This is a genomic window from Arcobacter sp. CECT 8989, from assembly GCF_004116715.1.
Lineage (GTDB): Bacteria > Campylobacterota > Campylobacteria > Campylobacterales > Arcobacteraceae > Halarcobacter.
Genome location: NZ_PDKE01000005.1, coordinates 40,922 through 65,321, shown reverse-complemented (window position 1 = coordinate 65,321; position 24,400 = coordinate 40,922). Strand labels below are relative to the sequence as shown.

25 protein-coding genes and 1 pseudogene are annotated in these 24,400 nt (G+C 28.1%); 10 read left to right on the top strand and 16 right to left on the bottom strand.

All coding sequences use genetic code 11. The features are described 5' to 3' along the window. Window positions 1-51 precede the first annotated feature (51 nt). The 6 genes from CRV02_RS06235 to CRV02_RS06210 all read right to left on the bottom strand — a co-directional run bounded on the left by CRV02_RS06235 (window position 52) and on the right by CRV02_RS06210 (window position 6,988). Window positions 52-1,110, bottom strand: a complete 1,059-nt coding sequence (locus CRV02_RS06235; RefSeq protein WP_129083236.1) for a quinone-dependent dihydroorotate dehydrogenase — start codon at window positions 1,108-1,110, stop codon at window positions 52-54. 61 nt (window positions 1,111-1,171) lie between these two features. Beyond that, window positions 1,172-2,881, bottom strand: a complete 1,710-nt coding sequence (locus CRV02_RS06230; RefSeq protein ID WP_129089611.1) for an ABC transporter ATP-binding protein — start codon at window positions 2,879-2,881, stop codon at window positions 1,172-1,174. Between the two features lie 39 nt (window positions 2,882-2,920). Continuing rightward, the gene (murJ, locus tag CRV02_RS06225) at window positions 2,921-4,228 is read right to left on the bottom strand and encodes a murein biosynthesis integral membrane protein MurJ (RefSeq protein ID WP_129089610.1); all 1,308 of its coding nucleotides are present in this window, start codon (window positions 4,226-4,228) and stop codon (window positions 2,921-2,923) included. After that, window positions 4,218-5,756 carry an endonuclease/exonuclease/phosphatase family protein gene (locus CRV02_RS06220; RefSeq protein WP_129089609.1) on the bottom strand — a complete coding sequence of 513 codons (1,539 nt, stop codon included), beginning with the start codon at window positions 5,754-5,756 and terminating at the stop codon, window positions 4,218-4,220. Before CRV02_RS06220 ends, murJ begins: the two co-directional genes overlap by 11 nt. 47 nt (window positions 5,757-5,803) lie before the next feature. Beyond that, window positions 5,804-6,457 (bottom strand): ferritin family protein, encoded by a 654-nt coding sequence (locus CRV02_RS06215; RefSeq protein ID WP_129089608.1) that lies wholly within the window; start codon window positions 6,455-6,457, stop codon window positions 5,804-5,806. A 93-nt stretch (window positions 6,458-6,550) separates the two neighbouring features. Next, window positions 6,551-6,988, bottom strand: coding sequence for a DNA starvation/stationary phase protection protein (locus CRV02_RS06210; RefSeq protein ID WP_129089607.1), 438 nt, complete (start codon window positions 6,986-6,988; stop codon window positions 6,551-6,553). Window positions 6,989-7,187: 199 nt separating this feature from the next. Between CRV02_RS06210 and CRV02_RS06205 the strand changes: the two genes are divergently transcribed. Beyond that, window positions 7,188-7,589, top strand: a complete 402-nt coding sequence (locus tag CRV02_RS06205; protein ID WP_258239243.1) for a Fur family transcriptional regulator — start codon at window positions 7,188-7,190, stop codon at window positions 7,587-7,589. Between the two features lie 12 nt (window positions 7,590-7,601). On the opposite strand, the gene CRV02_RS06200 is transcribed toward CRV02_RS06205, so the two are convergent. Together CRV02_RS06200 and ybeY are read right to left on the bottom strand one after the other, a co-directional pair. Next, window positions 7,602-8,519: a calcium/sodium antiporter gene (locus CRV02_RS06200; protein WP_129089606.1), complete on the bottom strand. Its 918-nt coding sequence runs from the start codon at window positions 8,517-8,519 to the stop codon at window positions 7,602-7,604. After that, a complete protein-coding gene (ybeY, locus tag CRV02_RS06195; RefSeq protein ID WP_129089605.1) occupies window positions 8,520-8,939 on the bottom strand; it encodes an rRNA maturation RNase YbeY in 420 nt (139 codons plus the stop codon). It abuts the gene before it with no gap. 113 nt (window positions 8,940-9,052) lie between these two features. On the opposite strand from ybeY, the gene CRV02_RS06190 reads away from it, so the two are divergent. Beyond that, on the top strand, window positions 9,053-9,457 hold the full coding sequence (locus CRV02_RS06190; protein WP_129089604.1) for a thioesterase family protein: 405 nt from the start codon (window positions 9,053-9,055) through the stop codon (window positions 9,455-9,457). Window positions 9,458-9,494: 37 nt separating this feature from the next. Here CRV02_RS06190 and radA read toward each other — a convergent pair whose 3' ends face one another. Further along, on the bottom strand, window positions 9,495-10,844 hold the full coding sequence (gene radA / locus CRV02_RS06185; protein ID WP_129089603.1) for a DNA repair protein RadA: 1,350 nt from the start codon (window positions 10,842-10,844) through the stop codon (window positions 9,495-9,497). A gap of 238 nt (window positions 10,845-11,082) precedes the next feature. On the opposite strand from radA, the gene CRV02_RS06180 reads away from it, so the two are divergent. The 6 genes and pseudogenes from CRV02_RS06180 (at window position 11,083) to CRV02_RS06155 (ending at window position 16,302) form a co-directional block, all read left to right on the top strand. Further along, window positions 11,083-11,511 carry a hypothetical protein gene (locus CRV02_RS06180; protein ID WP_129089602.1) on the top strand — a complete coding sequence of 143 codons (429 nt, stop codon included), beginning with the start codon at window positions 11,083-11,085 and terminating at the stop codon, window positions 11,509-11,511. Window positions 11,512-11,613: 102 nt separating this feature from the next. Further along, window positions 11,614-11,970, top strand: a complete 357-nt coding sequence (locus CRV02_RS06175; protein ID WP_129089601.1) for a hypothetical protein — start codon at window positions 11,614-11,616, stop codon at window positions 11,968-11,970. Between the two features lie 352 nt (window positions 11,971-12,322). Further along, a pseudogene (locus CRV02_RS06170) lies at window positions 12,323-14,113 on the top strand (methyl-accepting chemotaxis protein); the annotation flags it as partial. An 84-nt stretch (window positions 14,114-14,197) separates the two neighbouring features. Next, window positions 14,198-15,325: a DUF3095 domain-containing protein gene (locus CRV02_RS06165; protein ID WP_129089600.1), complete on the top strand. Its 1,128-nt coding sequence runs from the start codon at window positions 14,198-14,200 to the stop codon at window positions 15,323-15,325. Continuing rightward, complete coding sequence (locus CRV02_RS06160) at window positions 15,322-15,879, top strand: YqiA/YcfP family alpha/beta fold hydrolase (protein ID WP_129089599.1); 558 nt, start codon at window positions 15,322-15,324, stop codon at window positions 15,877-15,879. The genes CRV02_RS06165 and CRV02_RS06160 overlap by 4 nt, the downstream gene beginning before the upstream one ends. Window positions 15,880-15,888: 9 nt before the next feature. Beyond that, window positions 15,889-16,302 carry a PACE efflux transporter gene (locus CRV02_RS06155; protein ID WP_129089598.1) on the top strand — a complete coding sequence of 138 codons (414 nt, stop codon included), beginning with the start codon at window positions 15,889-15,891 and terminating at the stop codon, window positions 16,300-16,302. A 32-nt stretch (window positions 16,303-16,334) separates the two neighbouring features. Here the strand turns inward: CRV02_RS06155 and CRV02_RS06150 are convergent, their stop codons facing one another. The 6 genes from CRV02_RS06150 to CRV02_RS06125 form a co-directional block, all read right to left on the bottom strand. After that, window positions 16,335-17,324 (bottom strand): c-type cytochrome, encoded by a 990-nt coding sequence (locus CRV02_RS06150; RefSeq protein WP_129089597.1) that lies wholly within the window; start codon window positions 17,322-17,324, stop codon window positions 16,335-16,337. Between the two features lie 80 nt (window positions 17,325-17,404). Further along, the gene (locus CRV02_RS06145; protein WP_129089596.1) at window positions 17,405-18,541 is read right to left on the bottom strand and encodes a HAMP domain-containing sensor histidine kinase; all 1,137 of its coding nucleotides are present in this window, start codon (window positions 18,539-18,541) and stop codon (window positions 17,405-17,407) included. Then, entirely contained in the window at window positions 18,525-19,190 is a 666-nt protein-coding gene (locus CRV02_RS06140; protein ID WP_129089595.1) for a response regulator transcription factor, read from the bottom strand. Before CRV02_RS06140 ends, CRV02_RS06145 begins: the two co-directional genes overlap by 17 nt. Continuing rightward, window positions 19,187-20,077 carry a cache domain-containing protein gene (locus CRV02_RS06135; RefSeq protein WP_129089594.1) on the bottom strand — a complete coding sequence of 297 codons (891 nt, stop codon included), beginning with the start codon at window positions 20,075-20,077 and terminating at the stop codon, window positions 19,187-19,189. Before CRV02_RS06135 ends, CRV02_RS06140 begins: the two co-directional genes overlap by 4 nt. 25 nt (window positions 20,078-20,102) lie before the next feature. Next, entirely contained in the window at window positions 20,103-21,119 is a 1,017-nt protein-coding gene (gene ftsY, locus CRV02_RS06130; protein ID WP_129089593.1) for a signal recognition particle-docking protein FtsY, read from the bottom strand. 3 nt (window positions 21,120-21,122) lie between these two features. Then, complete coding sequence (locus CRV02_RS06125; protein ID WP_129089592.1) at window positions 21,123-21,674, bottom strand: TlpA disulfide reductase family protein; 552 nt, start codon at window positions 21,672-21,674, stop codon at window positions 21,123-21,125. A gap of 59 nt (window positions 21,675-21,733) precedes the next feature. On the opposite strand from CRV02_RS06125, the gene CRV02_RS06120 reads away from it, so the two are divergent. Beyond that, window positions 21,734-22,270, top strand: a complete 537-nt coding sequence (locus CRV02_RS06120) for a 5-formyltetrahydrofolate cyclo-ligase (protein ID WP_129089591.1) — start codon at window positions 21,734-21,736, stop codon at window positions 22,268-22,270. Between the two features lie 9 nt (window positions 22,271-22,279). Further along, the gene (gene rny / locus CRV02_RS06115) at window positions 22,280-23,824 is read left to right on the top strand and encodes a ribonuclease Y (protein WP_129089590.1); all 1,545 of its coding nucleotides are present in this window, start codon (window positions 22,280-22,282) and stop codon (window positions 23,822-23,824) included. Between the two features lie 18 nt (window positions 23,825-23,842). Here the strand turns inward: rny and CRV02_RS06110 are convergent, their stop codons facing one another. Next, complete coding sequence (locus CRV02_RS06110; protein ID WP_164968589.1) at window positions 23,843-24,331, bottom strand: DUF2062 domain-containing protein; 489 nt, start codon at window positions 24,329-24,331, stop codon at window positions 23,843-23,845. Between the last annotated feature and the right edge of the window lie 69 nt (window positions 24,332-24,400).

The following is a 24,400-nucleotide window of genomic DNA, read 5'->3' as shown; positions in this document are numbered from 1 at the left end:
TGTTATAAATAATCTAAACTTTTTTATACTCATATCTTTTCCTATTTTTTTCTATTTTAAATCTGAACCAATTACTTCAGAAATGCTATTAAATCCATCTTTTTGCATAAGTTCTAAAATCTCTTCATTGATTTTTCTAACCATTGAAGGACCTTCAAATACAAGTCCAGAATAAGCTTGAACAAGTGTTGCTCCAAGCTTTAATCTTTTATATGCTTCTTCTCCTGTTGAAATACCACCAACAGAGATTAGAACTGTTTTTCCATATAACTCTTTTGCAATTTCAGCAAATAAATCTCTTGATTTTTCTTTTAAGCACTCACCACTTAAACCACCAAAGTCTTGACAGTTTGGTACAAGTGAATAATCAATTGTTGTATTTGTAGCAATAATACCTGCAGCTCCTGCATTTACTGCTGTATTACATAATTCAATTGCTACATCAACTTCCATATCAGGAGCAATTTTTAGAAATATTGGTTTATCTGTAAGCTCTTTAGCCATACCAAATAACTCATTGATAAACTTTTCATTTTGTAAATCTCTTAAATTAGGAGTATTTGGACTAGAAATATTTATTACTAAATAATCACTTGTGTCTTTAAACTTTCTAATTAAAGCTTTGTAATCTAAAAGAGCATGCTCTTCTGGTGTTGTTTTGTTTTTACCAATATTAGCACCAACAGGAATAGTAAAAGGATAAACTTTTTTTAAGTTCTCTAATACTTTTGCAGAACCTTCATTGTTAAATCCCATTGCATTTTGAACTGATTTTTGCTCAGGGTATCTAAACATTCTAGGCTTAGGATTTCCATCTTGAGCTCTTGGAGTCATTGTTCCAATTTCAGTAAAACCAAATCCAAGTGCAGGCATAGATTTAATCATAGTTGCATTTTTATCAAAACCTGCAGCAAGTCCTACTGGGTTTTTAAATTCAATGCCAAAAACTTCTTGTGTAAGTTTTGGGCTCATCACAAAATTTTTCTTTACCATATAATTATTAAGCAATTTACAGTTAGGTAAAACTCTTAATCCATACTCTCCCAAGTGGTGAGCAGTTTCAGGTTGAAACAAAAATAATATTTTCTTTAATGTGTTATAGGTAAACAAATATTTCCTTTTTTATGAAATTTCAACATTTTATCTAAAAAGTATTGAAAAAAACTTGATATTAGATATTTGCAAGATTGTAAAGTCTTTGATACTCTTTACAATTATTTAATAACTCTTCTTCATTACCTACACAAACTATTTCACCTTTTCTAAATACGGCTATTTTATCAGCGTTTTTAATAGTACTTAATCTATGGGCAATAACAAAAACAAATCTATCTTGTGATACTTCATCTATAACTTCAGAAATAATAGATTCACTCTCATTATCTAAGGCTGAAGTTGCTTCATCTAAAATAAGAATTTGTGGGTTTTTATATAAAGCTCTTGCTATTGCAATTCTTTGTCTTTGCCCACCACTTAAGTTTGTACCAAACTCATCTAAAGTAGTGTGAATACCATCTTCAAGTTGTTCTACAAAATCAAAGGCATGAGCTTGTTTTAAAGCTTCAATTACTCTTTCTTCATCTAACTCTTCACCATATGCAACATTTGAAGCTACTGTATCATTAAAGATATAAACCCTTTGTGTAACAACAGAGATATTCTTTCTTAAATCTTTAATACAGATGTCTCTTAGGCAAGTATCGTTAAATAGAATTTGACCTTTACTTGTATCATAGAACCTAATTAGAAGATTGATTAAAGAAGATTTTCCTCCACCACTATCTCCAACAAGGGCAACTTTTTCACCTCTTTTAGCATTTAGTTTAATATTTTTTAAAGCAACAAAATCATCATACTTTAGTTCTACATCTTTAAATTCAATTGTTTGAACCTTTGAAGGAATATTTTTCTCACCTGTTAAAATAGTAGGTTTAATCTCATAAACAGAAAGAATTCTTTCATGGGCAGCAATAGCACTTTGAAGTTTATTATAGATTGTTGATAATCTTTTAATTGGTGCATAAAGCATAAAAAGTGCTGCAATGAATGACATAAATGTACCAGTTGTCATTTCACCTTCTATTACCAAACTACCACCATAAACTATAACAATAGCTGCTGCAATAGCACCTAAAAATTCCATTAGTGGAGAAGTTAGCTCTGATGTTTTAACTGATTTTATATTGATATCAAAAAACTTTTTATTGTGTTTTTCAAATTTATTAAGCTCTGTTCTTTCTGTTGAATTTGCTTTTATGATTTCAACATTGTTAAAAATCTCACTTAAATGTGATGTAATATCAGAAGCTTTTTCTTGAGATCTAAATGAAAGTTTTTTCATCTTTTTTGCTAAAATTGTAAGTGGATAAATAGCTAAAGGCATAACTACAAGTCCATAAAATGCTAGTTCTGCACTTTGGTAAACAACAACACCAATTAAAGCTATTACAGTAAGAACTTCCCTAATCATACCTGCAATTTGACTTGAAACTGCAGATTGGATTTTATTAATATCATTGGTTACTCTGGAAATAAGCTCTCCACCATGTTTCTTTTGGAAAAAGTCTATATCTAAAGTCAAAATATGTGCAAGCAGTTTATCTCTAACAACTCTAATTATATCTTGTCCAATATATGAAGTATAGTAGATTTGAATATATTTACCAACACCTTGTGCCGTTTGTACCACAATTAATAAAATTGGTACTATATAAAGCATTTGTTGGTCTTTTTCAATGAAAACTTGGTCAAGTAAAGGTTTTACAATATAAGCAAGTCCAGCACTTCCTCCTGCAACCCCTAAAATACCTATTAAAGCAAAAAATATTTTTAATTTGTAGTTTTTATAATAAGGTAAGTAATATTTAAAAAATTGTTTCATTATAGTCCTATATTTTGTTTTAAAAAGTTAATATTATATCTAAATTTTACTAAAATACAATGTTTTAAGATTTTTTAAACCAAACTCTTTTAATGTAAGTATTAAAAGAATAAAACCACTAAGTGTACTGGCAAAAGCAAGTCCAGCTGCACCATATGGTTTGATAAGAAGTAATGAAAATACAATATTAAAAGCCAATGCTTTCATAGAGATTTTAGCAGCTAAAAACTGCTTTTCATGAGAGTATAACCATAATGAAAAAATCTTTGCTAAACCATAGGGTAAAAGACCAATTAAATACATTGTTAAAATAAGTGCAGTATTTGTTGTATCAGTACTACTAAAAGCTCCTCTTTCAAATAAAAGCCAAATAATTTCATTGTCAAAAACTATTCCTATTAAAGTTGCAAGAGAAAGAAGTCCTATAAGTATGATAGATGATTTTTTCATAAGTTTTAAAGCTCTGTTTTCATCTTTGTTTTTTATTGCTTTTGCAATCATAGGAAATAGGGCAATTGATGTTGCAATAGCAAAAAGAGCAAGGGGAAGTTGAAAAACTCTATTTGCATAATATAGATATGAAATTGAACCACTAACTAAGAATGAAGCAAGCCAAGTATCTAAAAATGCAGAAATATGAGCAGTTGAACTTCCAAGTGTTGCCCCAAAGAAGCTTTTATAAAATCTATTCTCTTCTTTTTTCTTGTGTTTTCTAAAAGTGAATATTTTACATAGATTATATTTTTTTACAGCAAGAAGATGAACTAATACTTGTAAAAATCCACCTGCTAATACACCATAAGAAAGGTAAAAAGTGATTTCATACTTCTCTAAATCTTTAGATATTAAAAGTGCTGCAATAAGTGCAAGGTTTAAAAGGGCAGTTGAAAAAGCTGTAGTTGCAAAATGGTGTTTATATTGTAAAAGTGCAGCCATAAATGTTACTACAAAAATAAGTGGTAAATAGTAAAAATTTATTGCTACTAGTGGCGCAGCTAGGTTTATGGTTTGTTCATCAAAACCTAAAGCAATAGCTTTTGTAATAAGAGTTGAAAACAAAGTTACTACAAGGGATAAGAAAATCAAAAATGCGAACAGTTGTAAAAATATAATTGAAGAGAATCTAATTTTATATTTTGATTTTGCATAAGAAGGAATAAAAGCTTGTGTAAAAGCTCCTTCTGCAAATATTCTTCTAAAAAGGTTTGGTAATTTAAAGGCTACAAAAAAGATATCTGAATAGATATTTGCACCTAAGATTGAAGCAGTTAGTAAATCTCTTATAAATCCTAAAATCCTAGAAACTAAAATACCACTACTGTTTGTAAATATTGACTTAATTAACATATATTATATCACTTTTATTAAATACTACTAATTGAATTTTGTTGACATAATATCCTAATTGTGCTCTTTTTATAATAATAGAAGAGCCATTTTTAGGAATAAAACTTTTATTTTTGAAATATATTGCTATTTTTTTATTATCAAAATATAAATAGCCTTTTTTGTAGGTACCTTTTATATCTGTTACTATCTCATTTTGATTTTTTATATTAAATAAATCTAAGTCTTTTTTATAAAGTTGTTTATACTCTAAAACTTTTCCATTATAATTTACTATTTCAAAATCAATAACTTCTTTTAATCCTTTAAAGGTTTTTATTTGTTCTATCTTTAAATCATAGGAAAAACCTTCACTTAAGTTCTCGATATTTTTATAGATTAAGATTGCTCTATTGTTTTTTTGTTTGATGATTGCAAACTCTTGGTGTTTTAAAAGAACGATGCAGTTTTTTAAAGTAATTGACTCATTGAGTTTTTCTATTTTGTATAAATCACTTATGGTTTTTATATTATGAGCTTTTGTTTTTTCTTGAGCCTTTGTAGTGAACTTTGCAATTATAGGAAGATGATCAGAATAGCCAACTGCTTTATGGACTCTATTTTTTACTTGCCATCTGTTTATTCTTTTGTTTTTATACAGATATTCTGGTTTAAATACTTTAAAACTATTTTTTTTGTAGGAAAATCCTTTTGTATCAAACATGGAAAAAGGAAGTAAAAAATTATCAGCAGTGATATTTCTTCCTCTAAATTTACTTGAAAATCTTTCAGGTATATTTAGTTCAAGCCAAGGGTTATAATGAAGTAGCTTTGAAGAGTCTTTCATGTCATTTACTGTTACTAAATGATTGTTTATAAAGCTGTTTAAAACATGATTTATACCAGTTACTCCATTTGTATTATTTAATCTTTTTTCATAAAAAATTGTTTCATATTCATTGTAGTTTGAGTTAAAATCACCTAATAAAATATAGTCATAATCTCTTGGAAGATTTTCTAATCTATCAAAAAGTTTTTTTGCAAACTTTATACGAAAACTCTCTGCTACTCTTTTTGATGGCCAGTGATTATTAAAGATTTTGAACTCATTGTTGTTTAATTTAAAGGTTGTTTCTAAAATTGGTCTATATGTTTTATTAGAAAATTTTATATTAATAGCTTTTTCATCTACTGTTTCAATTTTACTTAAAAAGCCTAATCCAACACTTGCATTTGAATATTTACTAAAAGATATATATTTATAGCTTGGAAGTTTTTTTTGAAGGATTTTTAGTAGTTCTTTGTTTTCAATCTCTTGCAAAGCAATAATATCTGCATCTAAATCCTTTAGAACTTTTACAATATTATTTAGTTTTATTTGAAAGGTTTTTTTATTCCAGTTAGTGTTTGTATTGGGTTTGTACTCTTTATATTCTGTTTTGTTATAGTTTAAATCAAAAAAGTTTTCTACATTATATGAAGCTAGTGAAAACTCTTTAGCTAACAGTAGTATGGGTAAGAAAAATAAAAAGGTAAAAACTCTTATCAAAAATATCTCCTAAAAGAAGATATTTTATCAAAGAATTGATTTAATAATTATTTTTTGCTATTTAATCTTGATTGGTACTCTTGTGGATGCTTACAAACTGGGCACATTTTTAAAGCTTTTTTACCTCTATGAACATGTCCACAAACTTCACAAATCCACTCTTCCTCTTCATCTTCACTTACAAATTCTTCACCAGCTTCAAGTCTTGCAAGTAGCTCTTTATACATATTTTCATGTTCAACTTCAATATTTCCAATAAGTTTTAACATAGTTGAGATTTGTTTGTGACCATCATCTTTAGCAATTTTTGCAAAGTCTGGGTACATAGTTTCATTTTCATAACTTTCACCTGCAATTGCAACCTTTAGGTTTTCAGCTGTATCTCCAAACTCTTTTCCTGTAAGTAACTCGTTACAGGCTCTTAATTCAAGTTTAGCATGCATTTTTTCATTGTCTGCTGCTCTTTGGAAATGTGCAGCGATATCTCTGTATCCTTCTTTTTGGGCAATTTTTGCAAAATATTCATATTTATTTCTTGCCATAGACTCACCAGCAAAGGCTTTCATAAGATTTACAGCAGTTAGGTTTTCAGTAATCATTTCCATTTTTTCACCACAACAGTGAAGTTCTCCACCACCAACTTTTTGTACTTCTACTACATTACCACATTTATTACATTTGAATGATTCATATTGTCTCATTAATTTTTTCCTTTGCATATTAATATTAAATAGATTTATAAGGTGAACTATTATTAGAGAAAATTATAGTTCACCTAAGCTTAAGAATGAATATTAAGATAGAGTAGCTTTTATCATCCAAATATTTTTTTCTAAATGAGCAACATTATCATCTGCAAAAGCAACTGTAGTAGTGTCATCATTTTCATCTGCTATTTTAGATAGTTTTTTAAACTCTTTTAATAGAGTTTCAAAATCAGCTAAAATATTTTTTAATACATATTCAGCAGTAAAGTCAGTTTTTTTATCTTCTTTAATTAATGAGTTCTTCTGTAAATCACCTAGTAATACATAAGGTTTATCTCCTAATTGTAATACTCTTTCTGCACAATCATCATATAGTGTGCTAAATTGTTCATACATTTTTTCTGTCATTTCATGGATTGGGAAAAATTGCATACCTTTGATATTCCAGTGATAGTTATGTAGTTTTGTGAATATAACTAGCGAACTTGCTTGTAATACTTTTAATTGTTTAATTTGTTTTTTCATAATATTCTCCTATGGATAATTTTTTTCTTTTGATAATTATAGTCTAGTAAACCTTAAGGGAAAATTATTATCTTCTACTAAAATTAATTAATAAAATCTATTTTACATTTTTTGTATATTATTCACAATATAAAACTCTGCAAATAAGAAACTAAAAAAGTTTTTAGTATTATTCTAAGCAGGAAAGGTTGAAAAGATGATGAATAGTTCACTATTATTAAAAGAGTATAATTTAAAAGTAACTCCACAAAGAGTTGCAATCGTTGAAGAACTATACTCTAATGGACATATGAATATTGATGAACTTTATAAGAAGTTATTAGAAAAATTTCCTTCTATTTCTCTTGCAACAATTTACAAAAATGTAAATGCTATGGTAGAAAAGGTATTTTTAAATGAAGTAAAAATTCCTGAAGCTAAATCAGTTTATGAGTTAGCAAAAGAAGAGCATTCTCATTTAGTATGTTCTTCATGTGGAAAGATAGAAGATATTACAATAGATACATCAATATTACAAAGCTCAATTAAAGAAGAGTCTGCATTTCAAATTCAAAATGTAGATGTAGTTTTTTCTGGACTTTGTAAATCTTGTCAGAAATAGTTCAAAATAGTCTTAAAGACTATTTTGAATAACTAATCCAAGTACTACTATTAATACAATACCAGCACTTTTATTATAAAGTTTATTAGCAGTTATAAATACTAACATAAGTGATACTATAAACGCAGCTGCAATATCAAAGAAGTTTTTACTTAAATCAACATTTAAAGTATTAACTATTGAACTCACACCTAATACCATTGTAAAGTTTGCAACGTTTGAACCGATAATATTTCCAATTGCTAAATCGGCATTATTATTTAAAGCTGATTTAATAGAGATAGTAAGTTCTGGTAAAGATGTACCAAATGCAACTAAGAATAATCCAATTACCCACTCACTAATACCAAATGATCTTGCAATATTTCCTGCACTATCAATAGCAAAATCTGCACCTACTACTACAAACACAAAACCAACAGTTAATAAAGCTAAAGTTTTAGTCCATGCAAACTTCTCTTTTGCTAATTCCTCATCTATGTCATCAACTTGATTTGAACCTATTAAGAATAATAAATATGCTCCCATTAAACAAAGGAATAAAATACCATCTACAACATTTAGTTTCCCATCAATTGCCATAAGAATAAATACTAAAATAGGGAATAGTGACCATGCTGAATCTTTTGCAAATAAATCTCTATCTGGAGTGATTTTTTTAGCAAGAAGAAAAACAGCACCTAAAACCATAGCAATATTAAAAATTGTACTTCCAATTACATTTGCAACAGCAATATCACCACTTCCTTTCATTGAAGCAGACATTGAAACAGCCATTTCTGGTAAACTTGTACCTAAAGCAATTAGAGTTGCACCTATAACAAAGTGTGAAATATTATAGTGAAGTGCAATTTTTTCACTTTGCTGTATGATAAACTCTGCACCATAAATTAGTGCTCCCATTGATACTACAAATATCAAAAAATCCATTTATGAGTTCCTTACTATTAAACTATTTGGTAAATTAAATTTCTTAATCAACTCTTCTTCTTTTTGACGATGCTCACCATTATCAACTTCATGGTCAAAGCCTACTAAATGAAGTAATCCATGAATAAATAAAAGTTTTAATTCATCTTCAAAACTATGCTTGTACTCTTTTGATTTTTCATCTACAAAATCTATAGAAATAACAATTGAACCTAATGGCATATTTGGCATATCAAACTCTAATGGAAAAGATAAAACATCAGTTGCTTTATCAATATTTCTATGCTCTTTATTTAAAACTTGAATCTCTTCATTTTTTACAATTAATAGTTCTATATCTTTTGAAGTTACTTCTTTTGCAATTTCTTCTAAAGAAGAAGTGTCGACTGTAATGTCTGTTTGATTATCTAAATCAATCATTTCTTATCCATTTAATTTTCGCGGATTATACCCAAAAAATCATAAAGTAGCCAATAAAAAATATTTTGAAAAATTTTGCTACAATATTTGAATAAAATTTTTTAGGAGCAAAAATGGAATTAGAAATAGGTACACAAGCTACTATTGAGTTTAAAGTAAAAGCTTCAGACTTAGCAAAAAATTTAGAAATTTCAAAGGAAGATGACTTTCCAGAAGTGTTTGCAACAGCTAGACTTACAGCACTTATGGAGTGTGCATCTGCAAAAATATTAATACCTTTATATGAAGAAGGGCAATTATCTGTTGGTGTAGAAGTTAATTTAAAACATCTTGCACCTACACTTAAAGGTGATACAGTAAAAGCAACTGCAACTTTTGTAGGAATGGAAGGTAAACTTTATAAGTTTGAGGTTGAGGCTTTTGATAGTGCTGGAAAAGTAGGAGAGTGTACTCATACTAGAGCAATTGTTACAAAAGATAGATTAATGTCTGGGGCAAATAAAAGAGTAGGGAAATAGTTGATTGAGCTTAGAAAAGCTCAATCAAAATATCAATCTAAAATAATTCTATCATTTTAGGAACTTCGTCTACTGGGAAAACTTTTAAATCAAGTTTTAAATTTGGTTTTTGTGCAACTACTGCTTTTTTAATACCTTGAGCTTGGGCTTCTCTTAGTCTTAAATCAATAGAATATACATCTTTAATCTCACCTGTTAGTGAAACTTCACCAATAAATACAGACTCTTTTGAAATGGGTCTATCTCTAAAAGAAGAAATAATAGCTGCAATAACAGCTAAATCAGCAGAACTCTCTTTGATTTTTATTCCACCAGAAACATTTATAAAAACATCATAGTGATTTAATGGCAAATCAATTTTCTTTTCAAGGAGTGCAAGAAGCATATTTAATCTATTTGCATCAAATCCTGTAGCACTTCTTTTAGGGTTTGGATAAGTACTTTCAGTAACTAAAGCTTGAACTTCTATGATTAAGGCTCTTGTTCCTTCCATGGTTACAGTTAAGGCTGAACCTGCTTGTGCTTTTGTTTTATCAAAGAATTTTGAAGCAATATCTTTTGCAGAGATTAGTCCCTCTTGTGTCATTTCAAAAATACCTATTTCAGAGGTTGAACCAAATCTATTTTTAAAACCTCTTAACATACGTAATTCTTTACTTGCTTCACCTTCAAAATATAAAACAGTATCAACCATATGTTCTAAAACTCTAGGACCTGCAATAGAACCATCTTTTGTAATGTGTCCAATAATAAACATAGCAATATCAGACTCTTTTGCTTTTCTCATAAGCTCAAAAGTGATTTCTCTAACTTGCGAAACACTTCCTGGTGCACTTGTTAAGTTTGAAGAGTAAATTGTCTGAATTGAATCAATAATTACTACATCATAATTTTGTCTTAATAGTTCATCTTGTATCTCTTCAAGTTTAATTTCACTTAATAAAAATAGCTCTTTATGATTTGCATCTAATCTATTTGCACGAAGTTTTATTTGTCCTGAACTCTCTTCTCCTGAAACGTACAAAACTTTTTTACCACTTGCTGCAATAGAACCTGCCACTTTTAGTAACAGTGTAGATTTTCCAACTCCAGGACTTCCTCCAATTAAAGTTAAACTTCCTGGAACTATTCCTCCACCTAAAACTAAGTCAAATTCATCGTTATTTGAAGAAAATCTTACAACATCATCTTGTTTAATATCTGTAATAGGAGTTGCTTTAGAACTTGTATTTATAACTTTAGAAGTTTGTTTTAAAACTTCTTGTTGTTCTTGGTTTAATTCCATAAAACTATCCCAAGAGCCACAGTTGGGGCATTTACCAAGCCACTTTGTACTTTGTTCTCCACATGCTTGACACTCAAAAAGTGATGTTTTCTTTTTTGCCATTAGTAATTCCTTCTTAAATCTAAATGCAATTATAGTTAAGTTTTTTTAAGAAAAGAAAAAATATTTCAAAATGCAAGGTTTTAATATAAAATTTATTTTTTATACTATATTATGTAATTTATTATTTTATTGGAGCAGCATGAAAATTTTATTATTACTTATTTTTATATCGGTATCTTTGTTTTCAAGTAAATTGAAATATGAAAACTTATTACAAAGTTTTCCAAAAGATTATAAATTGGCATATAAAAAAAAGCAGAATGGAACTTCATTTTATGAATTTATTCCTAAAAGTGAAGAGCTAGAAAACTGGACAGAAATGATTACAACAAATATTTATCATAAAAACTTAAGGTATTCAGTTAATGAATATATTGAAATAATGAAAAAAAGTTGGTCAAAAAGTTGTGAAAAACCTTCATTTAATGATATTAATGAATCTTTCCAAAATGGTTATAAGACTAAAACAGTTATGATGAATTGTAAATTGAGTAAGGTTACAAAAAAAGAAGAAACTATGTATCTTAAAGCTATTAAAGGTGCAGATAGTTTTTATGCTGTCCAAAAGGCATTTACAGGAAAAACAAATAAAGAACAAGAGAATAAAAGTGTTGAATATTTAAAGACTGTAAAAGTATGTGATTCTAGACTTTTTACTTGTCCATAAACTCCAATTATGTTACTAAGTATCTAGATAAAAGATAAGGTTTTAGTTAATAATTAATAAATTTCAGATTTTAGGTACACCTTCATTTAAATAGGAGTTTTAATGGAAAAAAGAATTAAATATTTGGTTTTAGGGTTAAAAGTTGAGTTGTTTATTGGTGTTTTAATAAGTGGGTTTATTTCAATGACAGTAGGTACTATGGCAACAGCTTCTCCAAGTTCAGATTTTTTTGATTTCTTACTAGCTTCAAGTCTAACTTTTTTAGCTTTTTCTTCAGTGCTAGTAATTATTCCCTTTTATTCAATAAAAGAGGTACATGCTTTCCCCGAAAAAGGAACTTTAGTTCTTAATTTTATTTATGTAATTTTATTTTTTATTTTATCTTTTTATCTTTTTCCTTTTGCTATATGGAATTTATATCATTTAATAAAATTAAGAGAAGAAAAACTAATTCAATAAATTAGGTCATTTTAGAATTTATTTTATATATCTTCAATAAATATTTCAAACTGTAATAAAAAAAGTATTAATATTATTAATTAAACAAAATTGTTATTAAAATAAATATGTAATAAAATTGTAATTTTTTGTAAACTTATAAATCAAATTATTATTGAAAAATTAAGTAAAATTTTATTTACTTTTAAAAAATTTGTTTATATTATGTTACGTATAAGAAGGAGTGATGATGTTTAAAAGTATTAAGTTGAAATTAATGGCGCTAGTTATTCTTCCAGTAACAATAGCAATATTAATTACTACAGTTATTACTATTAACTTAACGTATAAGAATAGTGGTAAAACAATTCAAGAGTTTGATAGTTCTATTGTTGGGGAAAAGAAAGAACTATTAAAGAATCAAATATTGACTGCATACACAATAATTGATTCTATTGTAAAGAACTCTACAGATAAAGAAGAGGCAAAAGCAAAAGTTATTGATGTTATTTCAAAAGCTAGATTTTTAAATGGTAGTGGGTACTTTTTTGCTTATGAAAAAATTGGTAATGATTACTATTTTGGTTTTCATGGAACAAAGCCTGAGTTAAACGGTAAAAAAACAGATGTAATGAAACCAGATATCAAAGGTTTTGCATTTAGAAAAGCTTTAATTGACACAGGTAAAGATGATTCAAAATTTGTTGAATACTATTATAAAAAGCCAAAGACTGATGAAGTACTAAAGAAAATGGCATTTTCTAAATATATTGAAGAATTAAATTGGACTATTGTTACAGGTATTTACGTAGATGACATTGAAAAGAAGATTGCAAGAATAGAAAAGGGGATTGATGATGATGTAAACTCTTTAATTTATACTCTTGTTAGTATTATCATTGTTATTGTACTTATTTTAATTGCAGTTGTTTCGTATATTTCAAAAATCTCTATTGTTGACCCACTAGAAACTTTTGAGAGAGGGCTATTATCATTTTTATCATTCTTAAATAAAGAGAAAGATGATGTTGAACTTATAGAAGTTACAACAAAAGATGAAATAGGAAAAATGACTGTAAAAATCAATGAAAACATCAAAAAGATTAGAGAAACAATCAAACAAGATGAAAGAGTAATTGAAGATGTTTCAAGAATCGTAAGTGAAGTTAGTGCTGGAATGTTAACAAAAAGAGTTGAGGCAAAAACTTCAAATACAGTAATAAGTGAGTTAACAAACAATTTAAATGAAATGATTGCAAGTTTAAATAGTACAATTTCTCATACAATTGATGTATTAAAAGCATATGAAAAAAGAGACTTTACTAAGCAAACTTCTTTATCATGTAAAGGGCAGTTATGTTCACTTATGAGTGGAGTTGATAATCTTGGTAAAGAGATTTCACATATGTTACAAGAAAATCTAGATACAGCAAATATGTTAAATAGTAGTTCTGATAATCTAACTTCAAATATGGAAAGATTAACTGTAAGTGCAAATCAACAAGCAGCTTCTTTAGAAGAGAGTGCCGCAGCATTAGAAGAAATTACTCAAACTATGAGAGAAAATACAAATAATATAAATGAGTTATCAGCAAACTCAGTTTCTCTAAGAAATGAAGTAAATAAAGGTAAAGAGTTATCTAAACAAACTAGTTCTTCTATGGAGTCTATTAACTCACAAGTTGAAGCTATTATTGAATCAATTACTATTATTGACCAGATTGCTTTCCAAACAAATATTCTTTCACTTAATGCAGCTGTTGAAGCTGCAACTGCTGGTGAAGCTGGAAAAGGCTTTGCAGTTGTTGCAGGTGAAGTAAGAAATCTAGCAAATAGATCTGCTGAAGCAGCTAAAGAGATTAAAGATTTAGTTGAAAGTGCAACTGCAAGTACAAACGATGGAAGAAAAATTGTTCAGTCTATGTACGAAGGTTATGAGCAACTTAACAGCAATATTTTAAATACAACAAGTATTGTTGATACAGTTACAACTAACTCAAAAGAGCAAATGCTTGGAATTGAGCAAATTAATAGTGCAGTTTCACAACTTGATAAAACTACACAAGAGAATGCAGAAATTGCTTCAGAAACAAACGATGTTGTTAAAAATGTTAAACAGATGGCAACTGAAGTTGTAGAAGAGGTTAGACGATCTAAATTCTAAAAGAAAAGGACTTTCCTTTTCTTTTGATACTTCTTTATAATTGATATTCTTGTAAAATATTATATTAATTAAAAGAAGTAAATTATGAATGATAACTTTTACAAAGATTTAAAACTACTAAAAGATTTTTCTAAAATCTCCGACACTTCTGTTTATAAAAAACTCCCTGATTCTTGGTATGTTCTCGTAAGTGATGTAACAAACTCAACAAAACAGATTCAAGAAGGTAAATATAAGCAGATAAACATGGTTGGAGCCTTAACCATTATCTCAATATTAAACCTAAGAGAGAATCTTGATATTCCTTATATTTTTGGTGGGGATGGCTCTTTTTTACTTATTCCAAAATCTTTATTAGACGAATCAAAGCAAGCACTTTTAGCTGTAAAAGATTTAGCAAAAACTTCTTATGGTTTAGATTTAAGAGTAGGTGTTGTTCCTGTAAAAAAGATATATGAACTAGAAAAGAGTTTATATATTGCAAAATATGAAGTTTCAAAGGATTATTCTCAAGCAATAATAAAAGGCGGAGGTTTAGATTTAAGTGATAAACTTCTTAAGCAAAATGAAGATTTTTATATAAAAGATAAAAAAGATGAAAAATTTATTTTAGATATATCTGGCTTAGAGTGTAGATGGGAAGCTATAAAAACACCCAAAGATGAAAATTTAACAATTTTAATCAAAGCTTTTGATGAAAGTTTATATGATACGGTTTTAGAAAAACTTGATGAGATTTTAGGTTCTAATGAAAAGAGAAACCCTATTTTAAAAGAGGGCTTGATTTTAAGTTTTCAAGATAAAAATCTTGATATTGAAGCTTCGTTATTTTCACAAAGTTTTTTAGGTAAGTTCTTAATAAGACAAAAGTTGAAGTTACTAAATCTTATTGGAAAACTTTTAATGAGATTTGATATTGATAAGTGGGGAAGCTACAAACAAAGAATAGTTTCCACAACAGATAATGAAAAGTTTGATGATATGCTAAGAATGGTAGTTTCTACAAGTTTTAAACAAACAAAACTTTTAGAAGAGTATTTACAAAAAGAGCAAGAAAAGAAAAAGCTAGTTTATGGAATACATAAATCTGACTCATCTTTGATGACTTGCTTAATCTTTGAAAGACATGGAAAACATGTTCACTTTGTAGATGGTTCAAATGGTGGTTATGCATTAGCAGCTAAACAGTTAAAATTAGGAGAACAAGAATGACAATTATTTATATCCATGGCTTTGCAAGTAGTGGACAAGGAGGAAAAGCATCTTTATTTAGAGAGTATTTTGAAGAAGAGTTGATTGCTCCATCATTATCTCATATTCCAAAACTTGCAATTGATACTTTAGAGCAGTTAATAGAAGTACTATTAGAAAAAGATGAAACTGTAGGTTTAGTAGGTTCTTCTTTAGGTGGATATTACTCAATATATTTAGCTAACAAATATGATTTAAAAGCTGTATTAATTAATCCAGCAATCTATCCATACAAAACTTTAGATAAAGTTGGTATGACAATGAACTATTATGATGGTTCTTCTTTTGAAGTAACAAATGAACACATTCAAACACTAAAAGGTTTAGAAGTTCAAGAGATACAAACACAAGAAAATTTTATGACTTTATTACAAACAGAAGATGAAGTATTAGATTATAGTGAAGCAGCTGAAAAATTATCAGAGTCAGAACTTGTAATAGAAGAGGGTGGAAATCACTCTTTTGAAAATATAGAGAGTTATTTTAGAAAGATATATTCTTTTTTAGATAGTTAGAATAATAGTATGAGTTTTAAAGAGAGGTTGATTCACTCTATATTGTTTGAGATTTTGTTAGTTATAATTTTTACTCTTATTCTCAAATTTATTACAAAAGATAATATTACAACAGTTTTTACTTTAACTATTTCTCTTACAGCAATAGCTGTGATATGGAACTTTATTTATAACTGGATTTTTGATAAGTTTGTTACTGGACCAAGGGAAGATAGAAGTTTTAAAACAAGATGTATCCATGCAATTCTTTTTGAATTTGGATTATTGTTCCCTACAATTCCTGTAATTGCATATTCTTTGAAGATAGGAATTATCGAAGCATTTATTTTAGATATAGGTTTTGTGGCATTTGTCTTAGTATTTACTGTTATTTATAATTATATCTACGATAGAGTAAGATTAGTTTTTATCAAAAGTAGTTAAGAAGTTAAAACCTCTTAACTCTTTTGGAGTATTTATTTTATAATTTTTCCATATGGTCCAAATTTATGGTCAAAGTTTTCTATATTTGGTCTATAAACATCTGGAGCTTTAACAACATCATCTGGGAAATCAGAAGTTCTGTTGATTTTCTCAGGTCTATAATGACTATCTTGGTTCATATATGCTGCTACATCATAAGACTCTTTATCTGTTAAGATTGGGTTCTCTTTTGTTGCACCTAATGGCATATTTGCTTTAATAAAATCTGCTGCTTTTAGGATTCTATACATTCCAGCACCTTTATTATATGTATCATCTGTACCCCATAATGCAGGGAACATATATCCATTTGCTAAACCTTCATTTTTAACACCTAAACCATCTGCACCATGACAAGAAGCACAGTGTTTTGTATAAACTTTTTTACCGTTTTCTACATCTGCTTTAGTTGTTTTAACCATTTTTCTATCTACTTTAGTAAGTCTTCTTCCATCAACTTTAGCTCCACCTACAGGGTAACCTTGACTTAGGAAGTGCATATAAGCTTTCATAGCTTTCATCTCTTTACCTTCAGCAGGAAGAGGGTATCCATTCATACTTCTTTGCATACAACCATTGATTCTAGCAGTTAAAGTACCAATTCCATCCTCTCTTGGTCTATATTGTGGAAACTCACCATAAGTTCCAATAAAAGGAGCTGAATATTTTTTTGTACCAGCATCTAAGTGGCAGTTTTGACATGAGTTATTATTTCCAGCAAATCTCATACTCATATCTTCTACTTCAGGTCCGATATATTTATATGTATGAACAATAAGCTCTTTACCGTATCTTACTAATTTACCATAATCATTGTCTGGTAGTTTGTCTATATCTGGAACTTTGTATTCCATCTTTGGTTTGTCAAAACCTCTATCACTTCTTTTTTGTAACTCTTTTTTATCAAAAGCCAAAGCATTTGAAGAAAACAGTGTTGCAATCAGTGTTGAAACAAGAATAAGTTTTTTGTTGTTAAGTTTCATAAGTAACTCCTTTTTAAATCTGCATAATTGTACAAATATAAAGTTACTTTTATGTTTACTTTTAATAATATAGTTTAAGTTTAATTAAAGAAATTGTATTTGAATATTGTTCCATCTTCTTTTGTAGATTCTAAGAAAATGTCTATATTATTTATTTTACAAATATTCTTTACAATATTTAGTCCAATACCAAAACCTCCCTTTATATGGTTCTCTTTTTGGTATCTATCAAAGATATTTTTCTTGTTTTTTATAGGTGCTGCAAAGTTTCTTACACTAAATACTATTTGTTCATTTTCTTTAAGTAAGTTAATAGTTATATCAGTGTCATTAAATGAATATTTGATTGCATTGGAAAGAGTATTATCTATTATTCTTAATAAATGCGTTCTATTTATTAAAAGTGTTAAGTTATCTTCTATATTTAATTTTAAATTTATGTTTTTAGGATTTGCTAGACTTTCAAATTGGTCTACTCTTTGTTTTAAAAGATATGAAAAGTCTATTTGCTCTTTATTGTATTTAACTGTTTTTTCTTTTATTAAGTATTCAATATCTTCATATACTAAAAATAGATTTTTTGTGGCATTTATTGACCTTTGAAGCTCTTTTGAACTCTTATTTTCTTCTTTACTTTCTAACATCTCTAAATTTAGTTGGATAATTCCAAGGGGTGTTTTAAGTTCATGCATTGCATCATTAAAAAAAGCATCTAAATATTCATTTGCTTTTTTATATGGTTCAATACTTGCTTTTATGATCAAATAAATAGATATAAATATAAAAAGACCAATGCAAATAGATAAGATAAGTATTTTTAAATAAACCTCTTCATAGGAGATTTTCTTTGAAACCTTTAAATATTTTGCCTTTAATCTATTACTTGATAATTCAACTTCTAGACTTAAAAGCTTTGATTTTTCATCTAGATTTAGATTTCTTGTTTTGTAAATAATTTGTTTTTTATCTGTTAATAAAGTTGCTTCATATTTAAAAGATTTTGGGAAAATAAAAGTATCACTTTTTGAATTTGAAAAGTCATAGATAGTTCTTTGTACTTTTTGAGCATACTCAATAAGAACTCTATTTTGATTGTTTTTATAACTTTCAAGTTCTAAGTTTGTGTAAAAATATGTGGGAATAGCAATAAAGATAAAGAATATCGCAGTATAAAAAAGAGATATTTTTAATATAAAGTTTTTACTCTTCTCTATCAATTTTATATCCTATACCTCTTTGATTGACAATAAACTCTTTAGAGGTTTTATCTCTGATTTTTTTAATACAAACTCTAATATCTGCTTCACAAATATATTTATCATCCCATACTTCACTTCGAAGAGTTTCTATACTTATGTATTGATTTTTGTTTGAAACTAAACAAAAAACTACATCACTCTCTTTTTTTGTAAGGTTTATAATTTCATCATCTCTTTTAAGTTCTTTTTTTAAAATGTCATAGGTGAAGTTTGGTTTTAGTTTTATCTGTTCTTTTGTCTCATTTGTATAAAAAAGTTTTATAAGTTGTTCAATTCTATATTTTAACTCTTTTGGTGAAAAAGGTTTTTTAATATAATCATTACAACCAAGCTCATATCCTAAGCTTAGATTATTTATGTCTGTTAAAGAAGTTATATAAATAACAGGTGTATTGTCACCATTTTCTCTTATTGTTTTAACTAGTTCATATCCACTTAAAGTAGGAACTCTAATATCAAGAATTAGAAGGTGGTATTTGTTCTCATGGATTGCACTTAATGCTTCTTCTCCATCTTCAAAGTCATCAATATGGTAGTTTAAAGTCTGTAAATACTCTTTGATACTTTGTCTATAATCTAAATCATCTTCAAGTAATAAAAGTCTCATCTTATCTTCACCTCAGAGTTAATATTCACAGTTTCATAGTCAAAACTATTGTTGATATTTATGTGTTTGTTGTTTTTTATCCCAGTTAGAATATATCCTAAATGATTGTTTTGTAAATCATAATAAGAAAAATATGCAAAAGAGAAATTTTTATTTGATATATATCCATAGTCTTTTAGGCTATCAAGATTTAACTCTTCTAGGTAGTTGATATTTGTATTATTTACTAAAACATAGTTTGATATTTCATCATTATTCTTAAGTTCATTTGCAATATTTAAATATTTTTTATTTAATAAAACAAATAGTTTATAGCCTTTTTTCTTTAGTTCTTTACTTAAATACTCAAAGTTAATTATTGCCTCAATTGAACCAATATATTTATTGTTTTCTATAATAGGTGAGATTGCTTTTATATTAAGTCTTTTCCCTAGTTCAATTGAAACAATTGGTTGTTTTAGCTCTTTTACTTTTACTAACCCTTGCCTGAATGAGGCTAGTGGAACATCTTTTATATCTATATCCCAACTTCTTAAATATGTAGTTAAGTTCTCATTATGGATTTGTACTTCAAAATTACTATCTTGTAGCTGTTTTAAACTTTTTATTTTTCTATTTACAACTTCAAAACTCTCTTCTCTGTTTTGACTTTGAAAACTATTTATTATCTCTTTATCTTCAGATAATAAAATAGCCAAAGATAGGGCATATCTTTTTTGCTCTTCAAAAAGGTTTTTTGTAGTTGTTAAAGAGTTTTCAAGATTATTTAAAAGATTATTACTATTGTTTATATTGTTTAGAAAATAAAAGATTAAGATAATAAAAAAAGAGGTGATAAAAAGTATTATAAATAAATACTTATTAGGTTTTGAGTTTAAAGCTCTCAAGGTTCACCTCTTTAAAGAGTATTAATTATTGTTCAGTAGTGTAGATTTCATCTAATAAAGAGTCTACAAAATCATCTGGGCTGAACTCGATTAAGTCATTTTGTTTTTCTCCAACTCCAACAAAGAAAATTGGAAGTTCTAATTGATTTGAGATTGAGAATAGTGCACCACCTTTTGCAGTACCATCAAGTTTTGTTACAATAATTCCATCAACACCAACCATTTCATTAAAGGCTTTTGCTTGTGCAATTGCAGTATTACCTTGCGTTCCATCTAAAATCATAAGTTTTTGGTGAGGAGCACCTTCTTGTGCTTTACCACATACTTTTACAATCTTCTTAAGCTCATTACTTAAGTTAGTTTGTGTTTGAAGACGTCCAGCTGTATCAATAATAACATTATCAATATCTTTTGCAACAGCAGATGAAATAGTATCATATGCAACTGCACTAGCATCGTGACCTTGTTTTGTTTTGATAATTGGAACATCAATTTTTTGTGCCCAAGTTGCAAGTTGTTCAATAGCAGCAGCCCTAAATGTATCTCCTGCTCCTAAGATAACTGATTTTCCTTCATTTTTAGCCCTATTAGCAAGTTTTGCAATAGTTGTTGTTTTTCCTGCTCCATTAACTCCAATGATAAGTCTTACAAAGGGTTTAGGAAGATTTGAAAGGTCAACATCTGGTGCATGTTCAAAAAGCATTACAAGTCTATGTCTTAACTGCTTTCTTGTAATCTCTTCAGGAAGACCATCCATTGCTTTTTCAATGATTTCGTATTCCATATCAGCTTCGATTAACATCTCTTCAATATCTTCAAAGGCAATTTTCTCTTTTCTTTGAGGAACAACTGATTTAATGTTTTCAAATGTTTTTGATAAGGCTTTACTAAAGAAACCTTTTGATGAAGTCTCTTCTTCAACTTTTTCTTCAATAACTTCTTTAGGGTTTTCTTCTAAAGGAGTTTCCTTTTCTTGTTCTTGAAGAACTACTTCTTCTTCAACTTTTTTTTTTTCTTTTTTCTTTTTAAAAAAACTAAACATTAACTATTTTCCAAGTGCATTATCAATATCTAATTCCATCATCTCTTCTGGAACTACACCAACATATTTTTGTACTACTTTACCACTTGGGTCGATTAGAAACATTGTAGGAATACTCTGTATTGGACCAACTAAGTTTGCAATTTTGAAGTTGTCTTCACTGTTTGTAATAGGATATCCTATTTCATACTCTTCAATAAATCTATTTAATTCTTCTTGGCTTAATAAAGTACCATCTTTCTTCCCTAAGTTAAAACCAACGATTTCAAGTTGCCCTTTATACTTCTTCTTTAAATTATTTAAGTGCGGAATTTCAGCTCTACATGGAGGACACCAAGTAGCCCAAAAGTTTAATAAAACAGCTTTACCTTGTAACTCTTGTATTGAAACTTGTTTATCTTTTACGTCAATGTTTAAACTATTTAAATCATTTGTTTGTAGTGTAAATTTTGTTTGCTTTTCTTTTATAATTTCTTTTTTTTCATCTTTTGAACCACAACCAGTAAACAAAAGTGTAACAGAAATTATTAAAAATGCTATTTTTTTAAACTGCATTTTAATTCCTTATTGGTAGAATATTTAAGGTAAGAATTTTACCCAAGTAAGGCTTAAATATGAAAGAAAATCACAAAAGTGATTTCAGAAAATCATGTATTAAAAGATTAGAGTTTTCAAGCCGCTTTTTAAAGTTATATAAAGATAAAAAGACAGTAGAGAAATTAGAAAAATTTATAGAATTATATAATTTCAAAAATATATTGTTATATATTCCAATGGATATGGAAGTAAATGTACTTCCTTTGATTAATAAGTTAAGAAAGAAACAAATTAATGTTTTTGTTCCTTTCATGTACAAGGACAGTTTTAAATTAGTAAAGTATAGATTGCCATTACAAAAGAAGAGGTTTGGTATTAGGGAACCAAATAACTCTTTTTGTGTTCATCCAAAAATAGATTTAGCCATTGTCCCAGTTGTGGGAATGGATAAAGAGTGGAAAAGAATTGGTTTTGGTAAAGGAATGTATGACAAGTTTTTTTATAGGTTAGATTATAAACCTACTATTGTTTTTACTCAACTAACACTTTGTAAAGCGAATAAAACACTAAGTAATAAATACGATATTCAAGCTGATTTTGTAATTACAAATTAAGGTTTTGATATGGAATTAGTAGTAGTAGGTATTGTAGTTGCAATTATTAGTGTTGCGATTACGATATTCGTAGTAAAAAAAATAAATAAAGCAAAATTTGATATTTATATTGAACAAGCAAAGGCAAAAGCTAAAGTTATTGAGCACGAGGCTAAAGTAATCTTAAAGGATGCCCAAATTAAGGCAAAAAGAGATTATGATAGAGAGTTCAAAGCTGCTAAAAGAGAGTATGACGATATGCTTTCTCAGATTGAAAGAAAAGAGAAAGAGTTAAATCATCATTTAGAGAGTGAGCTTAAGGCTATAAAAGAAGAAAAGGCTCAAATAGTTGAGAAAAATGAGAAGATCACAACTATTAAAGATGGTCTAAAAAGACAACAAAAAACTTATGATGAAAAAATTACTAAGGCTATTAAAGTTTTAGAAAATGCTTCTGGTTTAACTGTTGATGAAGCAAAAGAACTTATGCTTGAAAAAGTAAAAGAAGATAGCAGAGCTGAAATTGCTTCTATTTTTAGAAAAAGATATAAACTTGCAGAGCAAAATAGTAAAGATGAGATTAACAATATGTTCTCTCAAGCTGTTACAAGATATGCAGGTGAGTTTGCAGCTGAGAGGCTTATCAATAATATCCCTATTAATGATGAAGAAACAAAAGGAAAGATTATTGGTAAAGAAGGGCGAAATATTAAAGCTCTTGAAATGTTATTAGGTGTTGATATTATTATTGATGATACACCAAATACAATTACAATTTCATCTTTTAATCTTTATAGAAGAGCAATTGCTACAAAAACTATTGAAGAGTTATTAGAAGATGGAAGAATTCAACCTGCAAGAATCGAAGAGATTTATAATAAAGTAAAAACAGAGTTTGATAATAACATCCTAAAAGAGGGTGAAGATGTAGTAATGGAGCTTGGAATTAAATCAATGCATCCAGAGCTTATCAAACTTGTTGGAAGATTAAGATATAGAGCTTCATATGGTCAAAATGCATTAAAGCATACATTAGAAGTTGCAAATTTAGCTGGATTAGTAGCTGCACAAATGGGTGGAGATGCAATTTTAGCAAGACGTGCTGGACTTTTACATGACATTGGAAAAGCTTTAACTCATGATATGCCAGGTAGTCATGTTGATTTAGGTGCTGAAATCTGTAGAAGATATGATGAGCCAGATACAGTTATTAATGGTATTTATGCTCACCATGGACATGAAGAACCTATCAATGTAGAATCTGCTGCTGTATGTGCTGCTGATGCGCTAAGTGCAGCTAGACCAGGTGCTAGAAGAGAAGTATTAGAAAGCTTCTTAAAAAGAGTAGAAGAGGTTGAAAATATCTCTACTTCTAAAACAGGTGTTATTAATGCTTATGCAATTAATGCTGGACGTGAAGTAAGAGTTATAGTAAAAGCTGAGTTAGTAAATGATGATGAAGCAATTTTACTTGCAACTGAAATAGCACAAGAGATTGAAGAAAAAGTTCAATATCCTGGAGAAATAAAAGTAAATGTAATTAGAGAGCTTAGAGCCTCTTCTTACGCAAGATAGGAAAGAGTTTACTCTTTTCTATTTCTTTCTTTGTTTTTTAACACTCATAATCCAAAAATAGTTTACAAATATTGCACAAATAATACTTGAAAATACTCCAAGAACTAAAGCTCCTGTCCAAAGGGATAAAGCAATTTGTTCAAAATTATCATACATAGAATCAAAGTTAAACTCTACAGGGTTTGTATTTCCTAAAATTAAATTTCCAAGTTTATATTCAAAATAGAAAAGTGGTGGCATTGTAAAGGGATTACTAATAAATATAAGAGCAAAACTAATAGGCAAGTTTACACTAAAATAGATAGCTAAAAAAGTTGATAATACCATTTGTAAGGGCATTGGTAAGCAAGCTACAAAAATACCTATTAGAACTCCACCTACAACTTTTCTTCTAGATAGACTCCATAATTCTCTTTTATGTAAAAAATTACCAAATATTTTTAAGAATTTTTGTTCTTTTATTTTTTCGTGTGTAGGAAGTACTTTTTTTAATTTCTTTCTTGGCAAAGAAATCCTTAATTATAATATTTGGTGAATTTTATCAAAGTAATTGTATTTTTTACATTATATAAACTA